This window comes from Streptomyces sirii (assembly GCF_045690365.1).
In the GTDB taxonomy this organism is placed as follows: Bacteria; Actinomycetota; Actinomycetes; order Streptomycetales; family Streptomycetaceae; genus Streptomyces; species Streptomyces sirii.
In genome coordinates this window covers 1,864,134-1,890,087 of sequence record NZ_CP147982.1, presented here as the reverse complement: position 1 = coordinate 1,890,087, position 25,954 = coordinate 1,864,134, and the positions used below count along the sequence as shown (strand labels likewise).

Below are 25,954 nucleotides of genomic sequence, written 5' to 3'. Positions count from 1 at the left end.
CGCACGGCCCGACGACAAGGTTCTCAGCGTACAGCCGCCGTCCAGCCCAAGGGGGTTGAGCCGGACAGCGGCCGACGGATGGCTGACCCGACGTCAACTACCCGCCGTTCTCGGCCTCTTCCTGAACCTTGGCGGCCAACTGCGGCGGCATCGGCTCATGCCGTACATAGACGCGGGAGAACCGTCCGCTGCCGTGCGAGAGCGAACGCAGATCGATCGCGTACCGGCCGATCTCGATCTCCGGCACCTCCGCGCGCACCACCGTGCGGCCCGCCCCGGACTGCTCGGTGCCCACCACCCGGCCGCGCCGGCCCGACAGATCGCTCATCACCGGGCCGACGAATTCGTCCGGAACCAGCACGCTCACCTCGCAGACCGGTTCGAGCAGATCGATCCGGACGTCGGCGGCCGCCTCGCGCAGCGCCAGCGCGCCCGCCGTCTGGAACGCGGCGTCCGAGGAGTCGACCGAGTGCGCCTTGCCGTCGAGCAGCGTGACGCGGATGTCGACCAGCGGATGCCCGGCGGCCACCCCGCGCGCGGCCTGGGCGCGCACGCCCTTCTCGACGGACGGGATGAACTGCCGGGGGACCGCGCCGCCCACGACCTTGTCCACGAACTCGATACCGGAGCCGCCCGGCAGCGGCTCCACCTCGATCTCGCAGATCGCGAACTGCCCGTGCCCACCGGACTGCTTCACATGGCGCCCGCGGCCGGCCGACGCCTCGCCGAAGGTCTCCCGGAGCGGCACCCTGTGCGCGACCGTGTCCACCTTGACGCCGTAGCGGGTGCGCAGCCGCTCCAGCGCCACATCGACATGCGCCTCGCCCAGACACCACAGCACCACCTGATGCGTGTCCTGATGGTGCTCCAGACGCATCGTCGGATCCTCCGCCACCAGCCGGGCCAGCCCCTGCGAGAGCTTGTCCTCGTCGGCCTTGCTGTGCGCCCGGATGGCGACCGGCAGCAGCGGATCGGGCATCGTCCAGGGCTCCATCAGGAGCGGACCGTCCTTGGCGGAGAGGGTGTCGCCGGTCTCGGCGCGCGACAGCTTCGCCACACACGCCAGATCCCCGGCGATCGCCTGCGACAGCGGACGCTGCTGCTTGCCGAACGGGGCCGACAGCGCCCCGACCCGCTCGTCGACGTCATGGTCCTCATGTCCCCGGTCCTGCAGGCCGTGGCCCGAGACATGCACCGTCTCGTCCGGGCGCAGGGTGCCGGAGAAGACCCGGACCAGCGAGATCCGGCCGACGTACGGGTCGGAGGAGGTCTTGACCACCTCGGCCGCCAGCGGGCCGTCCGGATCGCAGCTCAGCGCCGGGCGCGGGGCGCCCTCCGGGGTGGTCACCTCGGGCGCCTCGCGCTCCGCGGGCGTCGGGAAGCCGCCGGTGATCAGCTCCAGCAGCTCCACCGTGCCCAGCCCCTGCTTGGCGCCCTCGGGCGCCGGGGCGGCGGCCAACACGGGGTGGAAGGTGCCGCGCGCGACCGCCGTCTCCAGGTCCCCGACGAGGGTCTTGATGTCGATGTCCTCGCCGCCGAGGTAGCGGTCCATCAGGGACTCGTCCTCGCTCTCGGCGATGATGCCCTCGATGAGGCGGTTGCGGGCCTCCTCGATCAGCGGCAGCTCCTCCGCCGTCGGCTCGCGCTCGGCGCGCTCGCCGGACGCGTAGTCGAAGACCCGCCGGGAGAGCAGGCCGATCAACCCGTGTACGGGGGAGTGGCCGTCTGCGCCCGGTGTCCCGTACAGCGGCAGGTACAGCGGCAGCACCGCGTCCGGGTCCTCGCCGCCGAACGCGGTCCGGCACAGCTCGGTCATCTCGTGGAAGTCGGAGCGGGACGCCTCCAGATGCGTGATGACCAGGGCCCGCGGCATCCCGACGGCCGCGCACTCGTCCCAGACCATGCGGGTCGCACCGGCCACGCCGTCGGCCGCCGAGACAACGAAGAGGGCCGCGTCCGCGGCGCGCAGACCGGCCCTGAGTTCCCCGACGAAATCGGCGTATCCGGGGGTGTCCAAGATATTGATCTTGATTCCGCCCCAGTCCACCGGGACCAGGGAGAGCTGTACGGAGCGTTGCTGACGGTGTTCGATCTCGTCGTAGTCCGACAGACAGCCGCCGTCCTCGACCCGGCCCGCCCGATTGACCGCGCCGGATGCCAGCGCGAGGGCCTCGACCAGAGTGGTCTTTCCCGATCCGCTGTGGCCGACCAGCACCACATTCCGCAGGGCCGTGGGCTGGCCGGCCGCTGATGCCCTTCCGGCGGCTCCCGGGTTCGTACTCGACTTCTCGCTCATGTGTCTCGCCTCCAGGTCGACACTTTGCGGTGATTCGAGCTTTCCATCGAGGTCATCATGCGTCCATACATGGCGCAAGAGCGCGGTCCTCCCAAGGGCTGTGCGGCCCGATCCGTACGCCGGGAGGCGCGCAACCGCAGCCCCGAGCCGCCGCATGCACCCTGCGCCGCGATGCCTTCGCGGCGGCCCGGGGCCTCGTGGCTACGATGGGCCAGCCGGTGGCCCCTTGACCGCGCGGCCCGTATCGACCTCCGGGAAGGCCATGCTGAACAAGTACGCGCGTGCTTTCTTCACGCGTGTTCTCACGCCGTTCGCCGCCCTGCTCATCCGTATCGGCGTCAGCCCGGACGCGGTCACCCTCGTCGGAACCGGAGGCGTGGTGGCCGGCGCCCTGGTCTTCTACCCGCAGGGCGAGTTCTTCTGGGGCACGGTCGTCATCACCCTCTTCGTCTTCTCCGACCTGGTCGACGGCAACATGGCCCGGCAGCTCGGCCGCTCCAGCCGCTGGGGCGCCTTCCTCGACTCCACCCTCGACCGGGTCGCCGACTCCGCGATCTTCGGCGGGCTCGCCCTCTGGTACGCGGGCCGCGGCGAGAGCCTGATCCTCTGCGCCATGGCGATCTTCTGCCTGGCCAGCGGGCAGGTCGTGTCGTACACCAAGGCGCGGGGCGAGGCCATCGGGCTGCCGGTCGACGTCAACGGCCTGGTCGAGCGCGCCGAGCGGCTGGTCATCACGCTGGTGGCCTGCGGGCTGTCGGGTCTGCACGCCTTCGGGGTGCCCGGCGTCGAGGCCCTGCTGCCGATCGCACTGTGGATCGTCGGCATCGGCAGCGCCGTCACCCTCGGCCAGCGCGTGGTGACGGTACGCCGGGAGTCGGCCGAGGCCGACGCCATCGCACAAGGGGGGAACAGCGCATGAGCGCACGCAGGACCGGCCTGCCGGGGATCGACACCGACAAACTCATCGACGCGCTCTACGGCCTGGGCTGGAGCACGGTCAAGAAGCTGCCCGAAGGCGTAGCCGTACGCCTCGGCCGGCGGATCGCCGACATGGCCTGGAAGCGCCGCGGCAAGGGCGTGCGCCGCCTGGAGGCCAACCTCGCCCGGGTGGTCCCGGACGCCTCCGCGCAGCGCCTGGCCGAGCTCTCCCGGGCCGGGATGCGCTCGTACATGCGCTACTGGATGGAGTCCTTCCGCCTGCCGGCCTGGAGCAAGGACCGGATAAGGACGGGTTTCGCGCCCGAGGACGTGCACCACCTGGAGGAGGGGCTCAAGAGCGACCGCGGCCTCATCCTCGCCCTGCCCCACATGGGCAACTACGACCTCGCGGGCGTCTGGGTCACCACCAAGCTCAACACCCCCTTCACCACCGTCGCCGAGCGGCTCAAGCCCGAGTCCCTCTACGACCGCTTCGTCGCCTACCGCGAGGGCCTGGGCATGGAGGTGCTGCCGCACACCGGCGGCGCCGCCTTCGGCACGCTCGCCCGGCGGCTGCGCGCCGGCGGCCTGGTCTGCCTGGTCGCCGACCGCGACCTGTCCAGCTCCGGCATCCCGGTCAAGTTCTTCGGCGAGGAGACGAAGATGCCGGCCGGGCCCGCGATGCTCGCCGTGCAGACCGGCGCGATGCTGCTGCCCGTCACCCTCTGGTACGACGAGACTCCCATCATGCGCGGCCGGGTCCACCCCGAGATCGAGGTCCCCGAGACCGGCACCCGCGTCGAGAAGGCCGCCCTGATGACCCAGGCGCTCGCCGACACCTTCGCCTCCGGCATCGCCGACCACCCCGAGGACTGGCACATGCTGCAGCGGCTCTGGCTCGCCGACCTGGAGCCGCGCGAGCCGGGCGAATCGGATGAGTCGGGTGAGTCGCGCGACGCCGCGGCGAATGAGGGGGCACAACAGTGAAGATCGGCATCGTCTGCCCGTACGCCTGGGACGTCCCCGGCGGCGTCCAGTTCCACATCCGGGACCTGGCCGACCACCTGATCCGCCTCGGCCACGAGGTCTCCGTCCTGGCCCCCGCCGACGACGACACCCCGCTCCCGCCGTACGTCGTCTCCGCCGGCCGCGCCGTCCCCGTCCCCTACAACGGCTCGGTCGCCCGCCTCAACTTCGGCTTCCTCTCCGCCGCCCGGGTCCGCCGCTGGCTGCAGAACGGCGCCTTCGACGTCATCCACATCCACGAGCCGGCCTCCCCCTCGCTGGGCCTGCTCTCCTGCTGGGCCGCCCAGGGCCCCATCGTGGCGACCTTCCACACCTCCAACCCGCGCTCGCGGGCGATGATCGCCGCGTACCCGATCCTGCAGCCCGCCCTGGAGAAGATCAGCGCCCGCATCGCGGTCAGCGAGTACGCCCGCCGCACCCTCGTCGAACACCTCGGCGGCGACGCGGTGGTCATCCCCAACGGCGTGGACGTCGACTTCTTCGCCCGCGCCGAACCCAGGCCCGAGTGGCAGGGCGGGACCATCGGCTTCATCGGTCGCATCGACGAGCCGCGCAAGGGCCTGCCGGTCCTGATGAGGGCGCTGCCCGCGATCCTCGCCGAGGTGCCCGACGCCCGGCTGCTGGTCGCCGGCCGCGGCGACGAGGAGGAGGCCGTCGCCACCCTGCCCCCCGAACTGCGCTCCCGCGTGGAGTTCCTCGGCATGGTCACCGACGAGGACAAGGCCCGCCTGCTGCGCAGCGTCGACGTCTACGTCGCCCCCAACACGGGCGGCGAGTCCTTCGGCATCATCCTCGTGGAGGCGATGTCCGCCGGCGCGCCCGTACTGGCCAGCGACCTCGACGCGTTCGCCCAGGTCCTCGACCAGGGCGAGGCCGGCGAGCTCTTCGCCAACGAGGACGCCGACGCCCTGGCCGCCGCCGCGGTGCGCCTGCTGGGCGACCCCGCCCGCCTGGCCGAACTCCGCGAACGCGGCAGCCGCCATGTCCGCCGCTTCGACTGGTCGACCGTCGGCGCCGACATCCTCGCCGTCTACGAGACCGTCACCACCGGCGCCGCCTCGGTGGCCGCCGACGAACGCGTGGGCCCGCGGGCGCGGCGGTGGCTGGCGAAGGACTGACCAGGCGCCGCCCCGGGGAAGCCCACCACGTGCGGGTAACGTGACGGCCCGTGACCACCATCATCTGGATCGCGGTAGCGGTCCTCCTCATCGGCATCTACCTCAGCTGGACGGCCGGCCGCTTGGACCGCCTGCACGCGCGCATCGACGCGGCCCGGGCGGCCCTCGACGCCCAGCTCCTGCGGCGCGCGTCCGTCGCACAGGAGGTCGGCACGTCGGGAGTCCTGGACCCCGCCGCCTCGATCGTGCTCTACCAGGCGGCGCACGAGGCCCGGCAGGCCGAGGAGGACCACCGCGAGGTCGCGGAGAGCGAGCTGAGCCAGGCGCTGCGAGCGATCTTCGCGGAGGAGGGGCAGCTGGAGGCCGTACGGGAGGCGCCGGGCGGCGAGCGGACGGTCACCGAGCTCACCGCCGCGGTCCGCCGCGTCCCGATGGCCCGCCGCTTCCACAACGACGCCGTACGGGCCGCCCGCGCCGTCCGCCGCCACCGGGTGGTGCGGGTCTTCCGGCTGGCGGGGCACGCGCCGTTCCCGCTGGCCTTCGAGATGGACGACGAGCCGCCGGCCGTCCTCGACGACCGCTCGGCCGGCAACTGAGCGCCCGCCGCCGGGCGGCACCCCCGGGCCCCGGCCGCGGTCGCTGCCACTCCCCGCCGCAACGAGCCACCGGCCTTGAATTGGCCCTTTTCTCCGGTCCCGCGCAAAGGGTTGTGTGGTCGGCACGTTCAACCACCCGCACTGAGTGAGGTCAAACCGTGTCCAGCACGCCCACCACGCCCCAGAACCCCGAGACCGGGACCGCGCGCGTCAAGCGCGGCATGGCCGAGCAGCTCAAGGGCGGCGTGATCATGGACGTCGTCACGCCGGAAGAGGCGAAGATCGCCGAGGACGCGGGCGCCGTCGCCGTCATGGCCCTGGAGCGGGTCCCCGCCGACATCCGCAAGGACGGCGGCGTGGCCCGCATGTCGGACCCCGACATGATCGACGGCATCATCGACGCCGTCTCCATCCCGGTCATGGCCAAGTCCCGCATCGGCCACTTCGTCGAGGCCCAGGTCCTGCAGTCGCTCGGTGTCGACTACATCGACGAGTCCGAGGTCCTCACCCCCGCCGACGAGGTCAACCACTCCGACAAGTGGGCCTTCACCACCCCCTTCGTGTGCGGTGCCACCAACCTGGGCGAGGCGCTGCGCCGGATCGCCGAGGGCGCCGCCATGATCCGCTCGAAGGGCGAGGCCGGCACCGGCAACGTCGTCGAGGCGGTCCGCCACCTGCGTCAGATCAAGGGTGAGATCGCCAAGCTGCGCGGCTGCGACAACAACGAGCTGTACGCCGCCGCCAAGGAGCTGCGCGCCCCGTTCGAGCTGGTCAAGGAGGTCGCCGAGCTCGGCAAGCTGCCGGTCGTGCTGTTCTCCGCCGGCGGTGTGGCCACCCCGGCCGACGCGGCCCTGATGCGCCAGCTCGGCGCCGAGGGCGTGTTCGTCGGCTCCGGCATCTTCAAGTCCGGCGACCCGGCCAAGCGCGCCGCCGCGATCGTGAAGGCCACCACCTTCTACGACGACCCGAAGGTCATCGCGGACGTCTCCCGCAACCTGGGCGAGGCCATGGTCGGCATCAACTGCGACACCCTCCCCGAGGCCGAGCGCTACGCCAACCGCGGCTGGTAGGAACCGAGGCGATGAGCACCCCCACCATCGGTGTGCTGGCCCTCCAGGGCGACGTCCGTGAGCACGTCAAGGCGCTCACGGACGCCGGCGCCCAGGCGCGGCCGGTACGCCGCCCCGAGGAGCTGGACCAGGTCGAGGGCCTGGTCATACCGGGCGGCGAGTCCACCACGATGTCCAAGCTGGCGGTCGTCTTCGGCATGCTGGAGCCGCTGCGCGCGTTCGTGCGGGCGGGCAATCCGGTCTACGGGACCTGCGCCGGCATGATCATGGTCGCGGACAAACTGCTGGACGCCCGCGAGGACCAGGAGACGCTCGGCGGCATCGACATGATCGTCCGCCGTAACGCGTTCGGGCGGCAGAACGAGTCCTTCGAGGCGGCCATCGACGTCGCCGGCATCCCCGGCGGACCGGTCGAGGGCGTCTTCATCCGGGCGCCCTGGGTCGAGTCGGTCGGCGGCGCGGTCGAGGTCCTGGCCACGTACGACGGCCACACCGTGGCGGTCCGGCAGGGTAACGTCCTGGCCACGTCGTTCCATCCGGAGCTGACCGGTGACCACCGGGTCCACGCGCTGTTCGTGGACATGGTGCGCGGCGACCGGCAGGGGCGCGCGTAGCGCTCCATGAGCGGCGGTGGCCGGGTGACGGGCGGGAGTGACACCGTGTGACCTGACCCCGGTAGGATCTATGGCGTTCGGTTCAGAAGTTGGTTACGCGAAGGAGACAGGCGGATGTCCGGCCACTCTAAATGGGCTACGACGAAGCACAAGAAGGCCGTGATCGATGCCAAGCGCGGCAAGCTCTTCGCGAAGCTGATCAAGAACATCGAGGTCGCGGCCCGTACGGGCGGCGCCGACCCGGACGGCAACCCGACCCTCTTCGACGCCATCCAGAAGGCCAAGAAGAGCTCGGTGCCGAACAAGAACATCGACTCCGCGGTCAAGCGCGGTGCGGGCCTTGAGGCCGGCGGCGCCGACTACGAGACCATCATGTACGAGGGCTACGGCCCCAACGGTGTCGCGGTGCTCATCGAGTGCCTCACCGACAACCGCAACCGCGCCGCCTCGGACGTCCGCGTCGCCATGACCCGCAACGGCGGTTCGATGGCCGACCCGGGCTCGGTGTCGTACCTGTTCAACCGCAAGGGCGTGGTGATCGTCCCCAAGGGTGAACTTTCCGAGGACGACGTGCTGGGCGCGGTGCTGGACGCGGGCGCCGAGGAGGTCAACGACCTCGGTGAGTCCTTCGAGGTGCTCAGCGAGGCCACCGACCTGGTCGCGGTCCGCAGCGCCCTCCAGGAGGCCGGTATCGACTACGACTCGGCCGACGCCAACTTCGTCCCGACCATGCAGGTCGAGCTGGAGGAAGAGGGCGCGCGCAAGATCTTCAAGCTGATCGACGCGCTGGAGGACAGCGACGACGTGCAGAACGTCTTCGCCAACTTCGACGTCTCGGACGACGTGATGGCCAAGGTCGACGCCTGAGCCGGTAGTCCGCGCGGCCGCGCCGCCGCCGTTCGCACACGGGCCGACGGGGAACACACCCCCTGTCGGCCCGTCGCGTTGTCAGTGGCAGCCGATACTGTGCTGAGCAGGGGATCTCCGCCCCTCCCGCGGGGGAACGGGGGACGAAACGGAACGGCATGAGGGGAGGGGCGCCGTGAAGGTGCTGGGGGTGGACCCGGGGCTGACCCGGTGCGGGGTCGGCGTGGTGGAAGGCCTCGCCGGACGCCCGCTGAAGATGGTCGGCGTCGGCGTCGTCCGCACCCCGCCCGATGCCGAGATCGCCCAGCGGCTGGTCCTCATCGAGCGCGGTATAGACGAGTGGCTGGACGCCCACCGCCCCGAATACGTCGCCGTGGAGCGGGTCTTCAGCCAGCACAACGTCCGTACGGTCATGGGCACCGCCCAGGCCAGCGCGGTCGCCATGCTGTGCGCCGCCCGCCGCGGTCTGCCGGTCGCGCTGCACACCCCCAGTGAGGTCAAGGCCGCCGTCACGGGTTCGGGCCGGGCCGACAAGGCCCAGGTCGGCGCGATGGTGACGCGCCTGTTGCGGCTCGACGCACCACCGAAGCCGGCCGACGCAGCCGACGCCCTCGCCCTCGCCATCTGCCACATCTGGCGGGCCCCCGCGGTCAACCGCCTCCAGCAGGCCCAGGCCGCCGCCCGCCGCACCTCCGCTCCCGTCCGCACGCTGAAGGGCTCCCGATGATCGCCTTTGTCTCCGGCCCGGTCGCGGCCCTGGCCCCCGACACGGCAGTCGTCGAGGTCGGCGGTATCGGCATGGCCGTCCAGTGCACCCCGAACACGCTCTCCACGCTGCGCATCGGAGCCCCGACCAAGCTCGCCACCTCCCTCGTCGTCCGCGAGGACTCCCTCACGCTCTACGGCTTCGTCGACGACGACGAGCGCCAGACGTTCGAGCTGCTGCAGACGGCCAGCGGCGTGGGCCCCCGGCTCGCCCAGGCCATGCTCGCGGTGCACAGCCCGGACGCGCTGCGCCGCGCGGTCTCCACGGGTGACGAGAAGGCGCTCACCGCCGTACCCGGCATCGGCAAGAAGGGCGCCCAGAAGCTGCTGCTGGAGCTGAAGGACCGGCTCGGCGAGCCGGTCGGCGGCGGTCGGCCCGCGGTCGGCGGCGCCGGCACCGCCGGCTGGCGCGACCAGCTGCAGGCCGCCCTGATCGGGCTCGGCTACGCCACCCGCGAGGCGGACGAGGCGGTCGCCGCGGTCGCCCCGCAGGCCGAGGAGGCCGTCGCCGCCGGCGGCGCGCCCCAGGTGCCGCAGCTGCTCAAGGCCGCCCTGCAGACGCTGAACCGCGCCCGATGACCGCCGCCCGGTCCGCGAGCCCCCGACCGCATGACCACGCAGGCGGCCCGGCCGCCCCGACCCCGCGAGGCAATCCGCAGTGAACTGGGACGACACCGCACCGCCCACCGAGGACACCGCCCCGGGCGGCCCCGACCGGCTGGTCGGAGCCGACGCGGACGGCGAGGACACCGCCGTCGAGGCCGCGCTGCGGCCCAAGGACCTCGCCGAGTTCGTGGGCCAGGAGCGGGTGCGCGAACAGCTCGACCTGGTGCTGCGGGCCGCCCGCGCCCGCGGCGCCACCGCCGACCACGTCCTGCTGTCCGGCGCGCCGGGCCTCGGCAAGACGACCCTGTCGATGATCATCGCCGCCGAGATGGGCGCCCCGATCCGGATCACCTCCGGCCCCGCCATCCAGCACGCCGGCGACCTCGCCGCGATCCTCTCCTCCCTCCAGGAGGGCGAGGTGCTCTTCCTCGACGAGATCCACCGGATGTCCCGGCCCGCCGAGGAGATGCTCTACATGGCGATGGAGGACTTCCGCGTCGACGTCATCGTCGGCAAGGGTCCGGGCGCCACCGCCATCCCCCTCGAACTCCCGCCGTTCACCCTGGTCGGCGCCACGACCAGGGCCGGACTGCTGCCGCCCCCGCTGCGCGACCGCTTCGGCTTCACCGCCCATATGGAGTTCTACGCCCCCGCCGAGCTCCAGCGGGTCATCCACCGCTCGGCCGGCCTGCTCGACGTCGAGATAGAAGGGGACGGCGCCGCCGAGATCGCCGGCCGCTCCCGCGGCACGCCCCGTATCGCCAACCGCCTGCTCCGCCGCGTCCGCGACTACGCCCAGGTCAAGGCCGACGGCCTGATCACCCGCGAGATCGCCTCCCAGGCCCTGGCCGTCTACGAGGTCGACGCCCGCGGGCTGGACCGCCTGGACCGCGCCGTGCTCACGGCCCTGCTGAAGCTCTTCGGCGGCGGCCCGGTGGGCCTGTCCACCCTCGCGGTCGCCGTGGGGGAGGAGCGCGAGACGGTCGAGGAGGTCGCCGAGCCGTTCCTCGTACGGGAGGGGCTGCTCGCCAGGACTCCCAGGGGGCGCATCGCGACCCCGGCGGCCTGGGCCCATCTCGGGCTGGTCCCGCCCCAGCAGCAATCAGGAGGAAGCGGACAGCAGGGCTTGTTCGGACCCTGACGGCGCGGAGACTCGCCCGGTCAGGAACTGCGGTGCGATGCTGGGCGTTGTTCCACTGGTGGGGACTCGCTTAGACTCCGCCGATGCCGTCCGTAAGGGCCGGCATACCCACCCCCGCTATATGAGACCGCGCAGCAGCGGTCGTGCGAAGGATTTCCGTCCCGTGCCCAATATCGTGACTCTCCTCCCCTTTATCGTTCTCATCGGGGCCATGTTCCTGATGACGCGGTCCGCCAAGAAGAAGCAGCAGGCGGCCCAGCAGATGCGCGAAGAGATGCAGGCCGGCACCGGCGTCCGGACGATCGGCGGTATGTACGCCACCGTCAAGGAAGTCCACGAGGACACCGTCCTCCTGGAGGTCGCCCCCGGCGTGCACGCCATCTATGCCAAGAACGCCATCGGCGCGGTGCTCGCTGATGAGGAGTACAACCGCATTCTGGACGGTGCCGAGGCCGGCCACGGCGACGCGCCCGTCGTCCCGGACGACGCCTCCTCGCTGACCGGCGACGCCGCCACCGCAACGGGTGACAAGGCCGCCAAGATCGAGCTGGGCAAGGCCGAGACCCCGGCCGCCGACAAGCCCGCCGACGACGCCGCGGCCGAGCCGGACGCCGAGGACGCCAAGGACGCCAAGGACACCGCCAAGGCGGACGCCGACGCCGCCAAGGACGACAAGAAGGCCGGCGACGACGCGAAGTAGTCCATCCCACGGAACCGCGGGGCATGTTGGGTCGTGCACCGCGGTTCCGGGACGGTTTAGGCTCCGGCGGGGGCAGGTCCGCACAAGACTTCGTGGCCGCTCGGCCGACACCCCGGGCCGAGGGGTTGGACAGGGAGAAACGAGAAGGTGGCAGCACCGAAGAAGGGCCGCAGGGCGCCCGCGAGCCAGGGGCATCCGGGCCGCACCCTGATCCTGGTCCTGATCGCGATGGTGGGGCTGATCGGAGGCATGTTCTACTCCGGCACGCTGACGCCCCGCCTGGGCATCGACCTGGCGGGCGGCACCAGCTTCACGCTGGCGGCCCAGAACCAGCCGGGCAAGCCCAACGCGATCAACGAGACCAATATGAAGACCGCCTCCGACATCATGGAGCGACGGGTCAACGGTCTCGGCGTGACCGAGTCCGAGGTCCAGACGCAGGGCAGCAACCACATCATCGTGAACATCCCCAAGGGGACGGACGCGAAGCAGGCCCGCCAGCAGGTCGGTACCACCGCCCAGCTCGGGTTCCGGCCGGTGCTGACCACCACCGTGGGCACCAAGACGCCCGAGCCGAACCCCTCCAAGAGCGGCGCCAACGACAAGGGCAAGGGCGACAAGGCGTCCGGCGACAAGGCCAAGGACCAGCCGGGCACCCAGCAGAACGCCTCGTCCTCGCCGAGCGCCAAGCCGACGACGCAGGGCCGCGCCGTGACGGACGCGCTGAAGAAGGCGCCGTCCGCGAAGCCCACCCCGTCGGGCAAGCCCTCCGCGCCTCCGACGCCGCCGGCGCTCCCCGGCGCCGAGGAGATCCCGCCGGCCCTCCAGAAGCAGCTGAACGCGCTGGACTGCTCCACGAAGAAGAGCCGCGCCACGGCCGGTGAGAAGGCCGCCGGCGCCAAGCCGTCCGACCCGATCGTGGCCTGCAAGGACGACGGCACCCAGAAGTACGTGCTGGGTCCGATCGCCGTCGAGGGCACCGACGTCAAGGGCGCCAAGGCCGTCTTCGACAGCCAGCAGGGCCAGGGCTGGATCGTCCAGATGGACTTCACCTCCGACGGCGGCAAGAAGTTCGCGGACATCACCGGCAAGCTCGCGACCAAGGCCCAGCCGCAGAACCAGTTCGCGATCGTCCTGGACGGCGCGGTGGTCTCCGACCCCCGGGTCCACGAGCGGCTCAACGGCGGCAACGCCACCATCTCCGGCGGCTTCACCCAGCAGTCCGCCGAGGACCTCGGCAACATGCTCTCCTACGGTGCGCTGCCCCTCTCCTTCAAGATCGACGACGAGACCACGGTCACCGCGGCCCTCGGCGGCGAGCAGCTGCACGCCGGTCTGATCGCCGGCGCCATCGGCCTCGCCCTGGTCGTCATCTACCTGATCGCCTACTACCGGGGCCTGGCGCTGGTCGCGCTGGCGAGCCTGTGCGTCTCGGCGATCCTGACGTACACGATCATGACGTTGCTCGGCCCGGCCATCGGGTTCGCGCTGAACCTCCCGGCGGTCTGCGGCGCCATCGTCGCCATCGGCATCACCGCCGACTCGTTCATCGTCTACTTCGAACGCATCCGGGACGAGATCCGCGAGGGCCGCACCCTGCGCCCGGCCGTCGAGCGCGGCTGGCCGCGGGCCCGCCGCACGATCCTGGTCTCCGACTTCGTGTCGTTCCTGGCCGCCGCGGTGCTGTTCATCGTCACCGTCGGCAAGGTGCAGGGCTTCGCCTTCACCCTCGGCCTGACCACCGTCCTCGACGTCGTGGTGGTCTTCCTCTTCACCAAGCCCCTGATGACGCTGCTGGCCCGGCGGAAGTTCTTCTACGAGGGCCACTCCTGGTCCGGCCTCGACCCCCAGCGCCTGGGCGCCAAGCCGCCGCTGCGCCGCCGCCGTGGCACCGCCCCCACCCAGACGAAGGAGGCGTGAGATGTCCAAGCTCGGAAACATCGGCGCCCGGCTCTACCGCGGCGAGGTCGGCTACGACTTCATCGGCAAGCGGAAGATCTGGTACGGCATCTCGATCCTCATCACCATCACGGCCATCGTCGGCCTGGCGGTGCGCGGTCTGAACATGGGCATCGAGTTCTCCGGCGGCGCGGTCTTCACCACCCCGTCCACCTCCGTGTCCGCCTCCGAGGCCCAGCACCAGGCCGAGTCGGCGGCGGGCGGCCACCAGGCCGTCGTGCAGAAGCTCGGCGACGGCGCGCTGCGCATCCAGATCAGCGGTCTGGACACCAAGCAGGCGGTGCCGGTCCAGGAGGAGCTGGCCAAGGACCTGAGCATCCCGGTCAAGGACGTCAACACCCAGCTGGTCGGCCCGAGCTGGGGCGAGCAGATCGCCGACAAGGCCTGGCTGGGCCTGGGGATCTTCATGGTCCTCGTGGTGATCTATCTGGCCATCGCCTTCGAGTGGCGGATGGCGCTCGCCGCCCTGATCGCACTGATCCACGACCTCACGATCACGGTCGGCGTCTACGCCCTGGTCGGCTTCGAGGTCACGCCCGGCACGGTCATCGGTCTGCTGACCATCCTCGGTTACTCCCTGTACGACACGGTCGTCGTCTTCGACAGCCTCAAGGAAGCCTCCAGGGACATCACCAAGCAGACCCGCTTCACCTACAGCGAGATCGCCAACCGCTCCATCAACAGCACGCTGGTCCGCTCCATCAACACCACCGTGGTGGCGCTGCTCCCGGTCGCCGGTCTGCTGTTCGTCGGCGGCGGCGTGCTGGGCGCGGGCATGCTCAACGACATCTCGCTGGCCCTGTTCGTGGGTCTGGCCGCCGGTGCGTACTCCTCGATCTTCATCGCCACCCCGCTGGTCGCGGACTTCAAGAACGCCGAGCCGGAGATGAAGGCGCTGGCCAAGCGGGTCAAGGCCAAGCGCGCCGCCGCGGCGGCCAAGGGCGCGAGCCAGGAGGAGCCGCAGGACGCCGTCCCCGGTGGCGCGGACGCCGACGAGGACGCGGACGCCGCGGTCGTCGGTCCGCGTCGGCAGCCCCCCACCCGCCCCCGCGGACGCGGCCGCTCGTCGGGCAAGCGCCGATGAGCGGGCGTAGTGAGCGAAGCATCAGGGGGTGCGCGTCGCGCGAATGCGCGGCCGAGCTGAGCGAGGTTTCGGCATGAGTGCTCCCGCAGCCCTGCAGGAGCTGCTGCTCAGCCGGATCACCGATGTCCCGGACTATCCGAAGCCGGGCGTGATGTTCAAGGACATCACCCCGCTGCTGTCCGACCCGGCGGCCTTCGGCGCGCTCACCGACGCCTTCGCCGAGCTGTGCGAGCGGCATCGCGCCGACAAGGTGGTGGGCCTGGAGGCGCGCGGTTTCATACTCGCCGCCCCCGTGGCGGTCCGCGCCGGCATCGGCTTCGTCCCCGTACGCAAGGCCGGCAAGCTGCCCGGCGCGACGCTGGGCCAGGCCTACGAGCTGGAGTACGGCACCGCCGAGATCGAGATCCACGCCGACGCACTGGCCCCGGGCGACCGGGTGCTGGTCATCGACGACGTGCTCGCCACCGGCGGCACCGCCGACGCCTCGGTGCAGCTCATCCGCCGCGCGGGCGCCGAGGTCGCCGGCCTGGCGGTGCTGCTGGAGCTGGGCTTCCTGGCCGGGCGGCAGCGGCTGCAGCCGGGTCTGCAGGGTGCTCCGCTGGAGGCCCTGATCACGGTCTGAGCCGCTCGCGGGCGGCCGCCGCACACCACAGAAGCAGCGGGGGCATCCGGAAGAATCCGGGTGCCCCCGCTGCTGTGTCATGTACGGACCCATGGCCGCGGGGGAGCCGCCGCCGCGGGCTCGATACCATGGCACCCCGACCCGTTCGAGGTCCTGGGGTCCGGAACCGCCTGAGGAGTGCTCTTGCCAGACGAGGCCCAGCCGCTCTCCCCCGGACTGCGTCCGGCGGGATCCGACGCCGCGCGCCCGGACGAGCCGAAGCCGAAGGACGCGGCTTCCACGGACGCGCCCCAGCCCGAGCGGCCCGGCGCTCCCGACGGAAGCGCCATGCCCCGGCCGCCGGCCGACCGGCCCGCCACGTCTCCCGCCGAGCACTCCCGGCCGGCGCCCAAGCCGGCGACCGCCGCTTCCCCGGCCACGCGTGCGCCCAAGCCGCCCGCCAAGGCCGACCAGCCGGCCGCGCCCAAGCCGCTGCCGCCCACTCCGGCCGGCCGCTCCGGTTCCCCCAACCGGGTACGCGCCCGTCTCGCCCGGCTGGGCGTCCAGCGCTCCAGCCCGTACAACCCGGTCCTGGAGCCGCTGCTGCGGGCCGTGCGCGGCAACGACCCCAAGATCGAGACCGCGACGCTGCGCCAGGTCGAGCGGGCCTACCAGGTCGCCGAGCGCTGGCACCGCGGCCAGAAGCGCAAGAGCGGCGACCCGTACATCACCCACCCGCTCGCGGTCACCACCATCCTCGCCGAGCTGGGCATGGACCCGGCGACGCTGATGGCCGGCCTGCTGCACGACACCGTCGAGGACACCGAGTACGGCCTGGACACCCTGCGCCGGGACTTCGGCGACCAGGTCGCGCTGCTGGTCGACGGCGTCACCAAGCTCGACAAGGTCAAGTTCGGCGAGGCCGCGCAGGCCGAGACGGTCCGCAAGATGGTCGTCGCGATGGCCAAGGACCCGCGCGTCCTGGTCATCAAGCTCGCCGACCGCCTGCACAACATGCGCACCATGCGCTACCTCAAGCGGGAGAAGCAGGAGAAGAAGGCCCGCGAGACGCTGGAGATCTACGCCCCGCTCGCCCACCGCCTGGGCATGAACACCATCAAGTGGGAGCTGGAGGACCTCGCCTTCGCGATCCTCTACCCCAAGATGTACGACGAGATCGTCCGGCTGGTCGCCGAGCGGGCGCCCAAGCGGGACGAGTATCTGGCGATAGTGACCGACGAGGTCCAGGCCGATCTGCGCGCCGCCCGCATCAAGGCCACCGTCACCGGCCGCCCGAAGCACTACTACAGCGTCTACCAGAAGATGATCGTGCGCGGCCGCGACTTCGCCGAGATCTACGACCTGGTGGGCATCCGCGTCCTCGTCGACACCGTCCGCGACTGCTACGCCGCCCTCGGCACCATCCACGCGCGATGGAACCCGGTCCCCGGCCGGTTCAAGGACTACATCGCGATGCCGAAGTTCAACATGTACCAGTCGCTGCACACGACGGTCATCGGGCCCAGCGGCAAGCCGGTCGAACTCCAGATCCGCACCTTCGACATGCACCGCCGCGCCGAGTACGGCATCGCCGCGCACTGGAAGTACAAGCAGGAAGCGGTGGCCGGCGCCTCCAAGATCCGTACGGATGTGCCGAAGAACGCGGGCAAGGGCCAGGACACCGTCAACGACATGGCCTGGCTGCGGCAGCTGCTGGACTGGCAGAAGGAGACCGAGGACCCCGGCGAGTTCCTGGAGTCGCTGCGCTTCGACCTGTCCCGCAACGAGGTCTTCGTCTTCACGCCGAAGGGCGATGTGATAGCGCTGCCGGCCGGCGCCACCCCCGTCGACTTCGCCTACGCGGTGCACACCGAGGTCGGCCACCGCACGATAGGGGCCCGGGTCAACGGACGCCTCGTCCCGCTCGAATCGACCCTGGACAACGGCGACCTGGTGGAGGTCTTCACCTCCAAGGCCCCGGGCGCCGGACCGTCCCGGGACTGGCTCGGCTTCGTCAAGTCCCCGCGCGCCCGGAACAAGATCCGCGGCTGGTTCTCCAAGGAGCGCCGCGACGAGGCCATCGAGCAGGGCAAGGACGCCATCGCGCGGGCCATGCGCAAGCAGAACCTGCCGATCCAGCGGATCCTGACCGGCGACTCCCTGGTGACCCTCGCGCACGAGATGCGCTATCCGGACATCTCCTCGCTCTACGCCGCCATCGGCGAGGGCCATGTCGCGGCGCAGGGCGTCGTCCAGAAGCTGGTGCAGGCGCTCGGCGGCCAGGACGAGGCCACCGAGGACATCGCCGAGTCCACCCCGATCCGGCCGCGCTCCAAGCGCCGCTCCAGCGCCGACCCCGGCGTGGTCGTCAAGGGCGTCGATGACGTCTGGGTCAAGCTCGCCCGCTGCTGTACGCCGGTGCCGGGCGACCCCATCATCGGCTTCGTCACCCGCGGCAGCGGCGTCTCGGTGCACCGCGCCGACTGCGTCAACGTCGACTCGCTGTCCCGGCAGCCGGAGCGGATCCTGGACGTCGAATGGGCGCCCACCCAGTCCTCGGTCTTCCTGGTCGCCATCCAGGTCGAGGCGCTGGACCGGTCCCGGCTGCTGTCGGACGTCACCCGGGTGCTGTCGGACCAGCACGTCAACATCCTCTCGGCGGCCGTCCAGACCTCCCGCGACCGCGTCGCCACCTCCCGCTTCACCTTCGAGATGGGCGACCCGAAGCATCTGGGGCATGTGCTCAAGGCGGTGCGGGGCGTGGAGGGCGTGTACGACGTGTACCGCGTGACGTCGGCGCGCAGGCCGTAGCCGCGCGCACGAGGAGGGCCCCGGTACGGAAGTACCGGGGCCCTCCTTCGTATCGGGCGCCTCAGCCGCAAAGGGGCCGATCAGCCACCGAACTCCTCAAGACCCTTCAGCGCCTGGTCCAGCAGGGCCTTGCGGCCCTCCAGCTCCCGGCCGAGCTTGTCGGCCTTGGCGTCGTTGCCGGCCGCCCGAGCCGTGTCGATCTGCTTCTGCAGCTTGTCGACGGCGTCCTGGAGCTGCCCGGTCAGCCCCGCGGCACGGGCCCGCGCCTCGGGGTTCGTCCGCCGCCACTCGGCCTCCTCGGCCTCCTGGATGGCGCGCTCCACGGCGTGCATCCGGCCCTCGATCTTCGGGCGGGCGTCCCGCGGGACGTGGCCGATGGCCTCCCACCGCTCGTTGATCGACCGGAACGCGGCCCTTGCGGCCTTCAGGTCGGTGACCGGGAGCAGCTTCTCGGCCTCGACGGCCAGCTCCTCCTTGCGGGTCAGGTTCTCCCCCTGCTCGGCGTCGCGCTCCGCGAAGACCTCACCGCGCGCCTGGAAGAAGACGTCCTGGGCGCCGCGGAAGCGGTTCCACAGGTCGTCCTCGTGCTCGCGCTGAGCCCGGCCCGCGGCCTTCCACTCCGCCATCAGCTCGCGGTAGCGGGCCGCGGTGGCGCCCCAGTCCGTCGAGCCCGAGAGCGACTCGGCCTCGGCGACCAGCTTCTCCTTGGCCTTGCGGGACTCCTCGCGCTGCGCGTCCAGCGACGCGAAGTGCGCCTTGCGCCGCTTGGAGAACGCCGAGCGGGCGTGCGAGAAGCGGTGCCACAGCTCGTCGTCCGCCTTGCGGTCGAGCCGCGGCAGGCCCTTCCAGGTGTCCACCAGCGCACGCAGCCGTTCGCCGGCCGCCCGCCACTGCTCACTGGCCGCCAGTTCCTCGGCCTCGGCGACCAGCTGCTCCTTGGCCACACGGGCCTCGTCGCTCTGCTTGGCCTTCTGCGCCTTGCGCTCCTCGCGGCGCGATTCGACCGACTCGACGAGCTTGTCCAGCCGCTTCCTGAGCGCGTCCAGATCGCCGACCGCGTGGTGCTCGTCGACCTGCTGGCGCAGATGGTCGATCGCGGTGCTCGCGTCCTTCGCCGACAGGTCGGTGGTCTTGACCCGGCGCTCGAGGAGGCCGATCTCGACGACCAGGCCCTCATACTTGCGCTCGAAGTAGGCGAGGGCCTCCTCGGGAGTGCCCGCCTGCCACGATCCGACGACCTGCTCGCCATCGGCGGTACGCACGTACACGGTCCCCGTCTCATCGACGCGGCCCCATGGGTCGCTGCTCACAGCGCCTCCTCCACATGATGCCGACGGGGGCGTGCGGCCCCCCGGCATCGTCCACAGTTTCTGTCCGGCAGAGCCGCGCCCTGGCCGGTCCGACGGGGTGTCTTGCGGGTGAGGGTGGCAGCCGTCGGAGCAGGCACCCTACCCAACGCCAATCTAGGCGACCGGGGCTCGGCTGTCCGCATCCAGCGCGACCGAAATTCCACGGTGCGCACCCGGGGGCGGTGCCGCGCCGCCCCCGCCGCGACCCGCCGGTCAGGACTTCTTCACGGTCGCCCGGTCGATCACGACGGTGGCGTTGGGCGCGGTGTTGCGGGTCTGCGGGTCGGGCGTGGAGCCCGCGTCGGCGATCTTGCGCAGTACGTCCAGGCCGCCCGTGATCGTCCCGAACGGTGTGTAGTTGGGCGGCAGCTCGCTGTCCTGGTAGACGAGGAAGAACTGGCTGCCGCCGGAGTTGCGGGTCTTCTCGTTCTGCCCGTCGTAGGTGTTGGCCATCGCGACCGTGCCCGCCGGATACACCCCGCCCTTGAGCCGGGGGTCCTTGAGGTTCTCGTCGGGGAGGGTGTAGCCGGGCGTGCCCTTGCCCGTGGCCGTCGGGTCGCCGCACTGCAGGACGTGGATGCCCTGGTCCACCAGGCGGTGGCAGCGGCTGTGGTCGAAGTAGCCCTGACGGGCCAGGAAGGCGAACGAGTTGACCGTGTGCGGCGCCTTGCCCGCGTCCAGCTTCAGACCGATCTCGCCGCAGGTCGTCGCCAGCTTCACGGAGTAGGGGGCCGCGGTGTCGACGGACATCGCCGGTTCCTTCTTCCAGGTCTTCGTCGACGGCGCGCCCTTCGCGGGCCTGCCGCACGGGTCCGGCGCCGCGGACGGTGTCGCGTCGGCCGCCGCCCGGTCGTCGCCGCCGGCCAGTCCCGCCGAGGCGTAGGCCGCGGCGCCGGCGGCCAGTGCCACGGCCGCGGCGGACGCGACGATCACATTGCGCCGCTTGGCCTTGCGCCGGGCGGAGGACCGCCGCTCCCGCTGACGCTCGAACTTCTCCCGGGCGAGCTGCCGCCGCCGCTGATCCTTGCTGACCACCGGTCGTCTCCTTGTCCGATCATCGATGTGTCCGAGCAGTGCGGTGTCCGGGCACCGAGGTCCTCGTTCGCCGAGCGCCTCCGCCGTGGCCGTACCGTATACGGGTTCGCCCTGGCGGGAGTCCCGCCGGTAGGCTCTGGAGCTGCCGAGATGTCCGGGAGCGGCCTTGCGTAACCGCCCTCCACACCGACCTTTAAGGACGAACGTGCTGATTGCCGGGTTCCCCGCCGGGGCCTGGGGCACCAACTGCTACTTGGTCGCCCCCGCCGCCGGCGAGGAGTGCGTCATCATCGACCCGGGCCACCAGGCGGCCCAAGGAGTCGAGGACGCGGTCGCAAAGCATCGTCTCAAGCCCGTCGCGGTCGTCCTCACCCACGGCCATATCGACCATGTCGCCTCGGTCGTCCCCGTGTGCGGCGCGCACGACGTCCCGGCCTGGATCCACCCCGAGGACCGTTTCATGATGAGCGATCCCGAGCGGGCCCTGGGCCGCTCCATCGGTCGGCAGCTCATGGGCGAACTGACGGTGGGGGAGCCGGACGACGTCAAGGAGCTCAGTGACGGCAGCGTCCTGGAACTGGCCGGAATGGAGTTCTCCGTCGCGCACGCGCCGGGCCATACCAAGGGGTCGGTGACGTTCAGGATGCCCGAGCAGGCGGACGTTCCGCCGGTGTTCTTCTCGGGCGACCTGCTGTTCGCCGGCTCCATCGGACGCACCGACCTGCCGGGCGGCGACCACGCCGAGATCCTGCAGTCGCTGGCCCGCGTGTGCCTGCCACTGGAGGACTCGACCGTCGTCCTGTCCGGCCACGGCCCCCAGACCACCATCGGCCGCGAGCGCGCCACCAACCCGTTCCTGCGGGAGGTGGCCGCCGGCCTCGGAGACGGCTTCAGCGCCGCTCCACGACGAGGAATGTGACGAGAGCTTCGTGAGCACCTTCAAGGCCCCCAAGGGCACCTACGACCTGATTCCGCCGCAGTCCGCCACCTACCTCGCGGTGCGCGAGGCGATCGCCGAGCCGCTGAGGAACTCCGGTTACGGCTACGTCGAGACGCCCGGCTTCGAGAACGTCGAGCTCTTCGCGCGCGGCGTCGGCGAGTCCACCGACATCGTGACCAAGGAGATGTACGTCTTCGAGACCAAGGGCGGCGACCGGCTCGCCCTGCGCCCGGAGACCACCGCTCCTGTGCTGCGCGCGGTCCTGGAGTCCAATCTCCACAAGGCGGGAAACCTGCCGGTGAAGGTCTGGTACTCGGGCTCGCAGTACCGCTACGAGCGCCCCCAGAAGGGCCGTTACAGGCACTTCTCCCAGGTCGGCGCGGAGGCCATCGGCACCGAGGACCCGGCACTGGACGCCGAGTTGATCATCCTGGCCGACCAGGCCTACCGCGCCCTGGGACTGCGCGACTTCCGCATCCTGCTCAACTCCCTGGGCGACAAGGAGTGCCGCCCCGTCTACCGCGCCGCGCTGCAGGACTTCCTGCGCGGGCTCGACCTGGACGACGACACCCGGCGCCGGGTCGACATCAACCCGCTGCGCGTCCTGGACGACAAGCGCGAGTCCGTCCAGCGGCAGCTGGCCGGGGCGCCGATGCTGCGCGACTACCTGTGCGAGGCGTGCAAGGCGTACCACGAGCAGGTCCGCGAGCTGCTGGCGGCGGCGGGCGTGGCCTTCGAGGACGACGAGAAGCTGGTCCGCGGCCTGGACTACTACACCCGCACCACCTTCGAGTTCGTCCACGACGGCCTCGGCTCGCAGTCCGCGGTGGGCGGCGGCGGCCGCTACGACGGCCTGTCGGAGATGATCGGCGGCCCCGCGCTGCCGTCCGTCGGCTGGGCGCTGGGCGTCGACCGCACGGTGCTGGCGCTGGAGGCGGAGGGCATCACGCTCGACATCCCCGCCGCCACCGCCGTGTACGCCGTACCGCTCGGCGAGGAGGCCCGCCGGGTGCTCTTCGGCACCGTCACCGAGCTGCGCCGGGCCGGCGTCGCCACCGACTTCGCCTACGGCGGCAAGGGCCTGAAGAACGCCATGAAGTCCGCCAACCGCTCGGGCGCACGGCTGGCGCTGGTGGCCGGCGAGCGGGATCTGGCCGAGGGCGTCGTCCAGCTCAAGGACCTCGAAAGCGGCGAGCAGACCCCCGTCGCGCTGGCCGCGGTGGCCGACGAGGTCCGCCGCCGGCTGGGCTGAGGGCCGCCGGTCCGTCAACGCCGGACCCGAGAATTCGCCGTGTTTACGCGCAGCGAACGGCGGTCCCTTGGGTGGTTGAGGCAGAATGAAGGGCGCGGCCGCGGCCCCGCGGGCCCGTCCGCGCAGCCCATCTCCCAAGGGACCGACGGAACGGCGATATGACGACGACAGCGGTTGACGACGTGTCCATCGACGACGACCACGCGAGCGGCCCGAGCACCATCGGCTCGGGCCGCGGACTCGCCCTGCTCCTGGTGATCACCGGTGCGCTGGGCGGCCTGGCCGCTTGGATCATCACGCTGGACAAGTTCGAGCTGCTGAAGGACCCGAACTTCAAGCCGGCGTGCAGCCTCAACCCGATCATCTCCTGCGGCAGTGTCATGCAGAGCAAGCAGGCGGAGGCCTTCGGCTTCCCGAACCCGATGGCCGGTCTGGTCGGCTTCGGCGTGGTCGTCGCGATCGGCATGGCCCTGCTCGCCGGTGCCCGCTTCCGCCGCTGGTACTGGATCGGGTTGAACATCGGCACCGGGCTCGCCGCGGTGTTCTGCATGTGGCTGATGACCCAGTCGCTGTACAGCATCAACGCGCTGTGCCTGTGGTGCACGCTGACCTGGTGCGTGACGATCCTCATGTTCTGGTACACCACGGTGCACAACATCAAGCACGGCGTCGTCCCGGCCCCCGAGGGGCTGCGCCGCACGGTGCTGGAGTTCCACTGGGTCGTCCCGGTGCTCTGGTACGGCGTGATCGCCCTGCTGATCCTCACCAAGTGGTGGTCGTACTGGAGCACCCTGCTCTAGGCGAAGCGTCCCGAACTGCCCGCCCCGGTTCCGTCCCACGACGGGGCCGGGGCGTTGTCAGTGGGGTGGCATAGGCTCGTCGACGTGGAGCCCGACCTGTTCACCGCCGCCGCCGAAGACCGCCAGGAGAAGGACCCCGCGGGGTCTCCGCTCGCCGTGCGGATGCGTCCGCGCACCCTCGACGAGGTGGTGGGCCAGCAGCATCTGCTCAAACCGGGCTCGCCGCTGCGCCGCCTGGTGGGGGAGGGCAGCGGCGGGCCGGCGGGGCCGTCGTCGGTGTTTCTGTGGGGGCCGCCCGGCATCGGCAAGACGACCCTGGCGTATGTCGTCAGCCAGGCGACGAACAAGCGCTTCGTGGAGCTGTCGGCGATCACGGCCGGGGTCAAGGAGGTCCGTGCGGTCATCGACGGCGCCCGGCGCGCCTCCGGCGGCTTCGGCAAGGAGACCGTCCTCTTCCTCGACGAGATCCACCGCTTCAGCAAGGCGCAGCAGGACTCCCTGCTGCCCGCCGTGGAGAACCGCTGGGTCACCCTGATCGCCGCGACGACCGAGAACCCGTACTTCTCGGTGATCTCCCCGCTGCTGTCCCGGTCGCTGCTGCTGACGCTCGAACCGCTCACGGACGACGATCTGCGCGGGCTGCTGCGGCGCGCGCTGACCGACGCGCGCGGCCTCGCCGGCGCGGTCACCCTCCCCGAGGACACCGAGGCGCATCTGCTGCGCATCGCCGGCGGCGACGCCCGGCGCGCGCTCACGGCCCTGGAGGCCGGCGCCGGATCCGCGCTGGCCAAGGGGGAGAAGGAGATCACCCTCCAGACCCTGGAGGAGTCCGTCGACCGCGCCGCGGTGAAGTACGACCGGGACGGCGATCAGCACTACGACGTCGCCAGCGCGCTGATCAAGTCCATCCGCGGTTCGGACGTCGACGCCGCGCTGCACTACCTTGCGCGGATGATCGAGGCGGGCGAGGACCCGCGGTTCATCGCCCGACGGCTGATGATCTCGGCGAGCGAGGACATCGGCCTGGCGGATCCGTCGGCCCTGCAGACCGCGGTCGCCGCCGCCCAGGCGGTGGCGCTGATCGGTTTCCCCGAGGCCCGGATCACGCTGAGCCAGGCCACCATCGCGCTCGCCCTGGCGCCGAAGTCCAACGCCGCCTACACGGCCATCGACGCGGCGCTGGCGGACGTCCGGGCCGGCCGGGCCGGTGCGGTCCCGCCCCATCTGCGCGACAGCCACTACAAGGGCGCCCAGAAGCTCGGCCACGGCCAGGGCTACCAGTACCCGCACGACCTGCCGGGCGGCATCGCGGCCCAGCAGTACGCGCCGGACGAGGTGCACGGCAGGCGGTACTACGAGCCCACCCGCCATGGCGCGGAGGCACGCTACGCCGACGTCGCCGAGCGGGTGCGGGCCCGCCTGCGCGGCGCGGCCGGCGAGGGCGTCGCCGAGTAGCCCGGAGCACTTCAGGGGGCCGGCCGGCACCGGGCCGGCCAGCGATCTACTCGGCCGCCGCCTCGAAGAGCGTGTGCATCGCCCGCCGCAGCTCCGCCACGTCCCGTACGGGTTCGGGGAAGTCGAAGCGGGCGTCGAAGGAGCGCTGCTCGGCGTCGGTGCCGCGGTCTTCCGGGGAACGCCCCCCGGACCCCTGGACAAAGCGCACTCGCAGGCCGAAACGGTCCAGGCCCACGGGCACCGCCTGCTCGCGCGGTCCGCACAGCCGGCCGCGGTCGCCCAGCAGGGCGCACAATCCGTGTACCTGCTCGCTGTGCGCCGCGTGCAGATGCTGCAGCAGCTCCGCCTCGTGGGCGACCAGCGGATCGGGGGTCGCGTCGGCGAAGTCGTCCGGCTCGACGGCCTCGGTGCCCCACAGGTCGTCCACCGCGCCCTCGCCGACCTCCAGGCGGAGCATCATCCAGGCGGTCCGCCCGTACAGGCCCGGTGCCGGATCCGGCTGCAGCGCCTCGCCGATGCCGAGCAGCTCGCCCACGGGGTGCCGCTCGGCGAGCAGCATCGCCGCCTCGGCGCGCTGCTCGTTGCGTACGGGCGTCAGCCAGCCGGCCACCCAGGCCCTTCCGCGGATCCGATGGGGCACCGAAACCGGCGCCACGTCCGTGATCTCCATCACTGCGGAAAGATCATCATCCTGTGCGTGCGCGGCCGCCCGAGCCGCCGCGGAGTCCCCAGGGACCAGCAACAGCACGTCTCCGTCGGTGGTGACGGTCCGGCAGACGGGCGCCGAGAGTCCGGTCTCGTCGGGGTCCTCGACACCGGGGATGCTCAAAGACGCCATAGCATGGGACTCGACGAGGGTTCGTACGCGCTCAGCGGCGGTCGGCTGCTGGGCGTCTTCCACGGGACGCGGCTGACCCGCCTCTGTGCTCTGACCAGCACTGGGCAGGGGGA

The 25,954-nt window shown here is 71.5% G+C and carries 23 protein-coding genes; 19 read left to right on the top strand and 4 right to left on the bottom strand.

Annotated elements, in window-relative coordinates; genetic code table 11:
• Nucleotides 1-97: 97 nt before the first annotated feature.
• Entirely contained in the window at nt 98-2,296 is a 2,199-nt protein-coding gene (locus WAB15_RS08520; RefSeq protein WP_399144126.1) for an elongation factor G-like protein EF-G2, read from the bottom strand.
• A 262-nt stretch (nt 2,297-2,558) separates the two neighbouring features.
• Between WAB15_RS08520 and pgsA the strand changes: the two genes are divergently transcribed.
• The 15 genes from pgsA to WAB15_RS08445 all read left to right on the top strand — a co-directional run bounded on the left by pgsA (nt 2,559) and on the right by WAB15_RS08445 (nt 18,172).
• On the top strand, nt 2,559-3,215 hold the full coding sequence (gene pgsA / locus WAB15_RS08515; protein WP_399144125.1) for a phosphatidylinositol phosphate synthase: 657 nt from the start codon (nt 2,559-2,561) through the stop codon (nt 3,213-3,215).
• Nucleotides 3,212-4,201 (top strand): phosphatidylinositol mannoside acyltransferase, encoded by a 990-nt coding sequence (locus tag WAB15_RS08510; protein WP_399144124.1) that lies wholly within the window; start codon nt 3,212-3,214, stop codon nt 4,199-4,201. Before pgsA ends, WAB15_RS08510 begins: the two co-directional genes overlap by 4 nt.
• On the top strand, nt 4,198-5,358 hold the full coding sequence (locus tag WAB15_RS08505) for a glycosyltransferase family 4 protein (RefSeq protein ID WP_407285857.1): 1,161 nt from the start codon (nt 4,198-4,200) through the stop codon (nt 5,356-5,358). Before WAB15_RS08510 ends, WAB15_RS08505 begins: the two co-directional genes overlap by 4 nt.
• 50 nt (nt 5,359-5,408) lie before the next feature.
• Nucleotides 5,409-5,954 carry a hypothetical protein gene (locus tag WAB15_RS08500; RefSeq protein WP_393487986.1) on the top strand — a complete coding sequence of 182 codons (546 nt, stop codon included), beginning with the start codon at nt 5,409-5,411 and terminating at the stop codon, nt 5,952-5,954.
• Between the two features lie 158 nt (nt 5,955-6,112).
• Nucleotides 6,113-7,024 (top strand): pyridoxal 5'-phosphate synthase lyase subunit PdxS, encoded by a 912-nt coding sequence (gene pdxS, locus WAB15_RS08495; RefSeq protein WP_030067142.1) that lies wholly within the window; start codon nt 6,113-6,115, stop codon nt 7,022-7,024.
• A gap of 11 nt (nt 7,025-7,035) precedes the next feature.
• Nucleotides 7,036-7,638, top strand: a complete 603-nt coding sequence (pdxT, locus tag WAB15_RS08490) for a pyridoxal 5'-phosphate synthase glutaminase subunit PdxT (protein WP_399144121.1) — start codon at nt 7,036-7,038, stop codon at nt 7,636-7,638.
• A 114-nt stretch (nt 7,639-7,752) separates the two neighbouring features.
• Nucleotides 7,753-8,505 (top strand): YebC/PmpR family DNA-binding transcriptional regulator, encoded by a 753-nt coding sequence (locus WAB15_RS08485; RefSeq protein WP_399144120.1) that lies wholly within the window; start codon nt 7,753-7,755, stop codon nt 8,503-8,505.
• 175 nt (nt 8,506-8,680) lie between these two features.
• The gene (gene ruvC, locus WAB15_RS08480) at nt 8,681-9,232 is read left to right on the top strand and encodes a crossover junction endodeoxyribonuclease RuvC (RefSeq protein ID WP_399144119.1); all 552 of its coding nucleotides are present in this window, start codon (nt 8,681-8,683) and stop codon (nt 9,230-9,232) included.
• Nucleotides 9,229-9,849: a Holliday junction branch migration protein RuvA gene (ruvA, locus tag WAB15_RS08475; RefSeq protein WP_399144118.1), complete on the top strand. Its 621-nt coding sequence runs from the start codon at nt 9,229-9,231 to the stop codon at nt 9,847-9,849. The genes ruvC and ruvA overlap by 4 nt, the downstream gene beginning before the upstream one ends.
• A gap of 79 nt (nt 9,850-9,928) precedes the next feature.
• Nucleotides 9,929-11,017 carry a Holliday junction branch migration DNA helicase RuvB gene (gene ruvB / locus WAB15_RS08470; protein WP_407285856.1) on the top strand — a complete coding sequence of 363 codons (1,089 nt, stop codon included), beginning with the start codon at nt 9,929-9,931 and terminating at the stop codon, nt 11,015-11,017.
• Between the two features lie 121 nt (nt 11,018-11,138).
• A complete protein-coding gene (gene yajC / locus WAB15_RS08465; protein ID WP_399144116.1) occupies nt 11,139-11,717 on the top strand; it encodes a preprotein translocase subunit YajC in 579 nt (192 codons plus the stop codon).
• 147 nt (nt 11,718-11,864) lie between these two features.
• A complete protein-coding gene (gene secD / locus WAB15_RS08460; protein ID WP_399144115.1) occupies nt 11,865-13,637 on the top strand; it encodes a protein translocase subunit SecD in 1,773 nt (590 codons plus the stop codon).
• A gap of 1 nt (nt 13,638) precedes the next feature.
• On the top strand, nt 13,639-14,760 hold the full coding sequence (gene secF / locus WAB15_RS08455) for a protein translocase subunit SecF (protein ID WP_407285855.1): 1,122 nt from the start codon (nt 13,639-13,641) through the stop codon (nt 14,758-14,760).
• Nucleotides 14,761-14,833: 73 nt separating this feature from the next.
• Entirely contained in the window at nt 14,834-15,382 is a 549-nt protein-coding gene (locus WAB15_RS08450; protein WP_399144113.1) for an adenine phosphoribosyltransferase, read from the top strand.
• Nucleotides 15,383-15,565: 183 nt separating this feature from the next.
• A complete protein-coding gene (locus tag WAB15_RS08445; protein WP_407285854.1) occupies nt 15,566-18,172 on the top strand; it encodes a RelA/SpoT family protein in 2,607 nt (868 codons plus the stop codon).
• Nucleotides 18,173-18,252: 80 nt separating this feature from the next.
• Here WAB15_RS08445 and WAB15_RS08440 read toward each other — a convergent pair whose 3' ends face one another.
• Nucleotides 18,253-19,482 (bottom strand): DUF349 domain-containing protein, encoded by a 1,230-nt coding sequence (locus tag WAB15_RS08440; RefSeq protein ID WP_399144110.1) that lies wholly within the window; start codon nt 19,480-19,482, stop codon nt 18,253-18,255.
• Between the two features lie 252 nt (nt 19,483-19,734).
• Nucleotides 19,735-20,556, bottom strand: a complete 822-nt coding sequence (locus tag WAB15_RS08435; protein ID WP_399144109.1) for a peptidylprolyl isomerase — start codon at nt 20,554-20,556, stop codon at nt 19,735-19,737.
• A 205-nt stretch (nt 20,557-20,761) separates the two neighbouring features.
• On the opposite strand from WAB15_RS08435, the gene WAB15_RS08430 reads away from it, so the two are divergent.
• From WAB15_RS08430 to WAB15_RS08415, 4 genes are all read left to right on the top strand, one after another.
• A complete protein-coding gene (locus WAB15_RS08430; RefSeq protein WP_399144108.1) occupies nt 20,762-21,475 on the top strand; it encodes an MBL fold metallo-hydrolase in 714 nt (237 codons plus the stop codon).
• Nucleotides 21,476-21,485: 10 nt separating this feature from the next.
• Nucleotides 21,486-22,748 (top strand): histidine--tRNA ligase, encoded by a 1,263-nt coding sequence (gene hisS, locus WAB15_RS08425; RefSeq protein WP_407285853.1) that lies wholly within the window; start codon nt 21,486-21,488, stop codon nt 22,746-22,748.
• A gap of 158 nt (nt 22,749-22,906) precedes the next feature.
• Nucleotides 22,907-23,548, top strand: a complete 642-nt coding sequence (locus WAB15_RS08420; RefSeq protein ID WP_399144106.1) for a vitamin K epoxide reductase family protein — start codon at nt 22,907-22,909, stop codon at nt 23,546-23,548.
• 84 nt (nt 23,549-23,632) lie between these two features.
• A complete protein-coding gene (locus tag WAB15_RS08415; protein ID WP_399144104.1) occupies nt 23,633-25,003 on the top strand; it encodes a replication-associated recombination protein A in 1,371 nt (456 codons plus the stop codon).
• 46 nt (nt 25,004-25,049) lie between these two features.
• Here WAB15_RS08415 and WAB15_RS08410 read toward each other — a convergent pair whose 3' ends face one another.
• On the bottom strand, nt 25,050-25,841 hold the full coding sequence (locus tag WAB15_RS08410; protein ID WP_407285852.1) for a DUF2470 domain-containing protein: 792 nt from the start codon (nt 25,839-25,841) through the stop codon (nt 25,050-25,052).
• Nucleotides 25,842-25,954 lie beyond the last annotated feature (113 nt).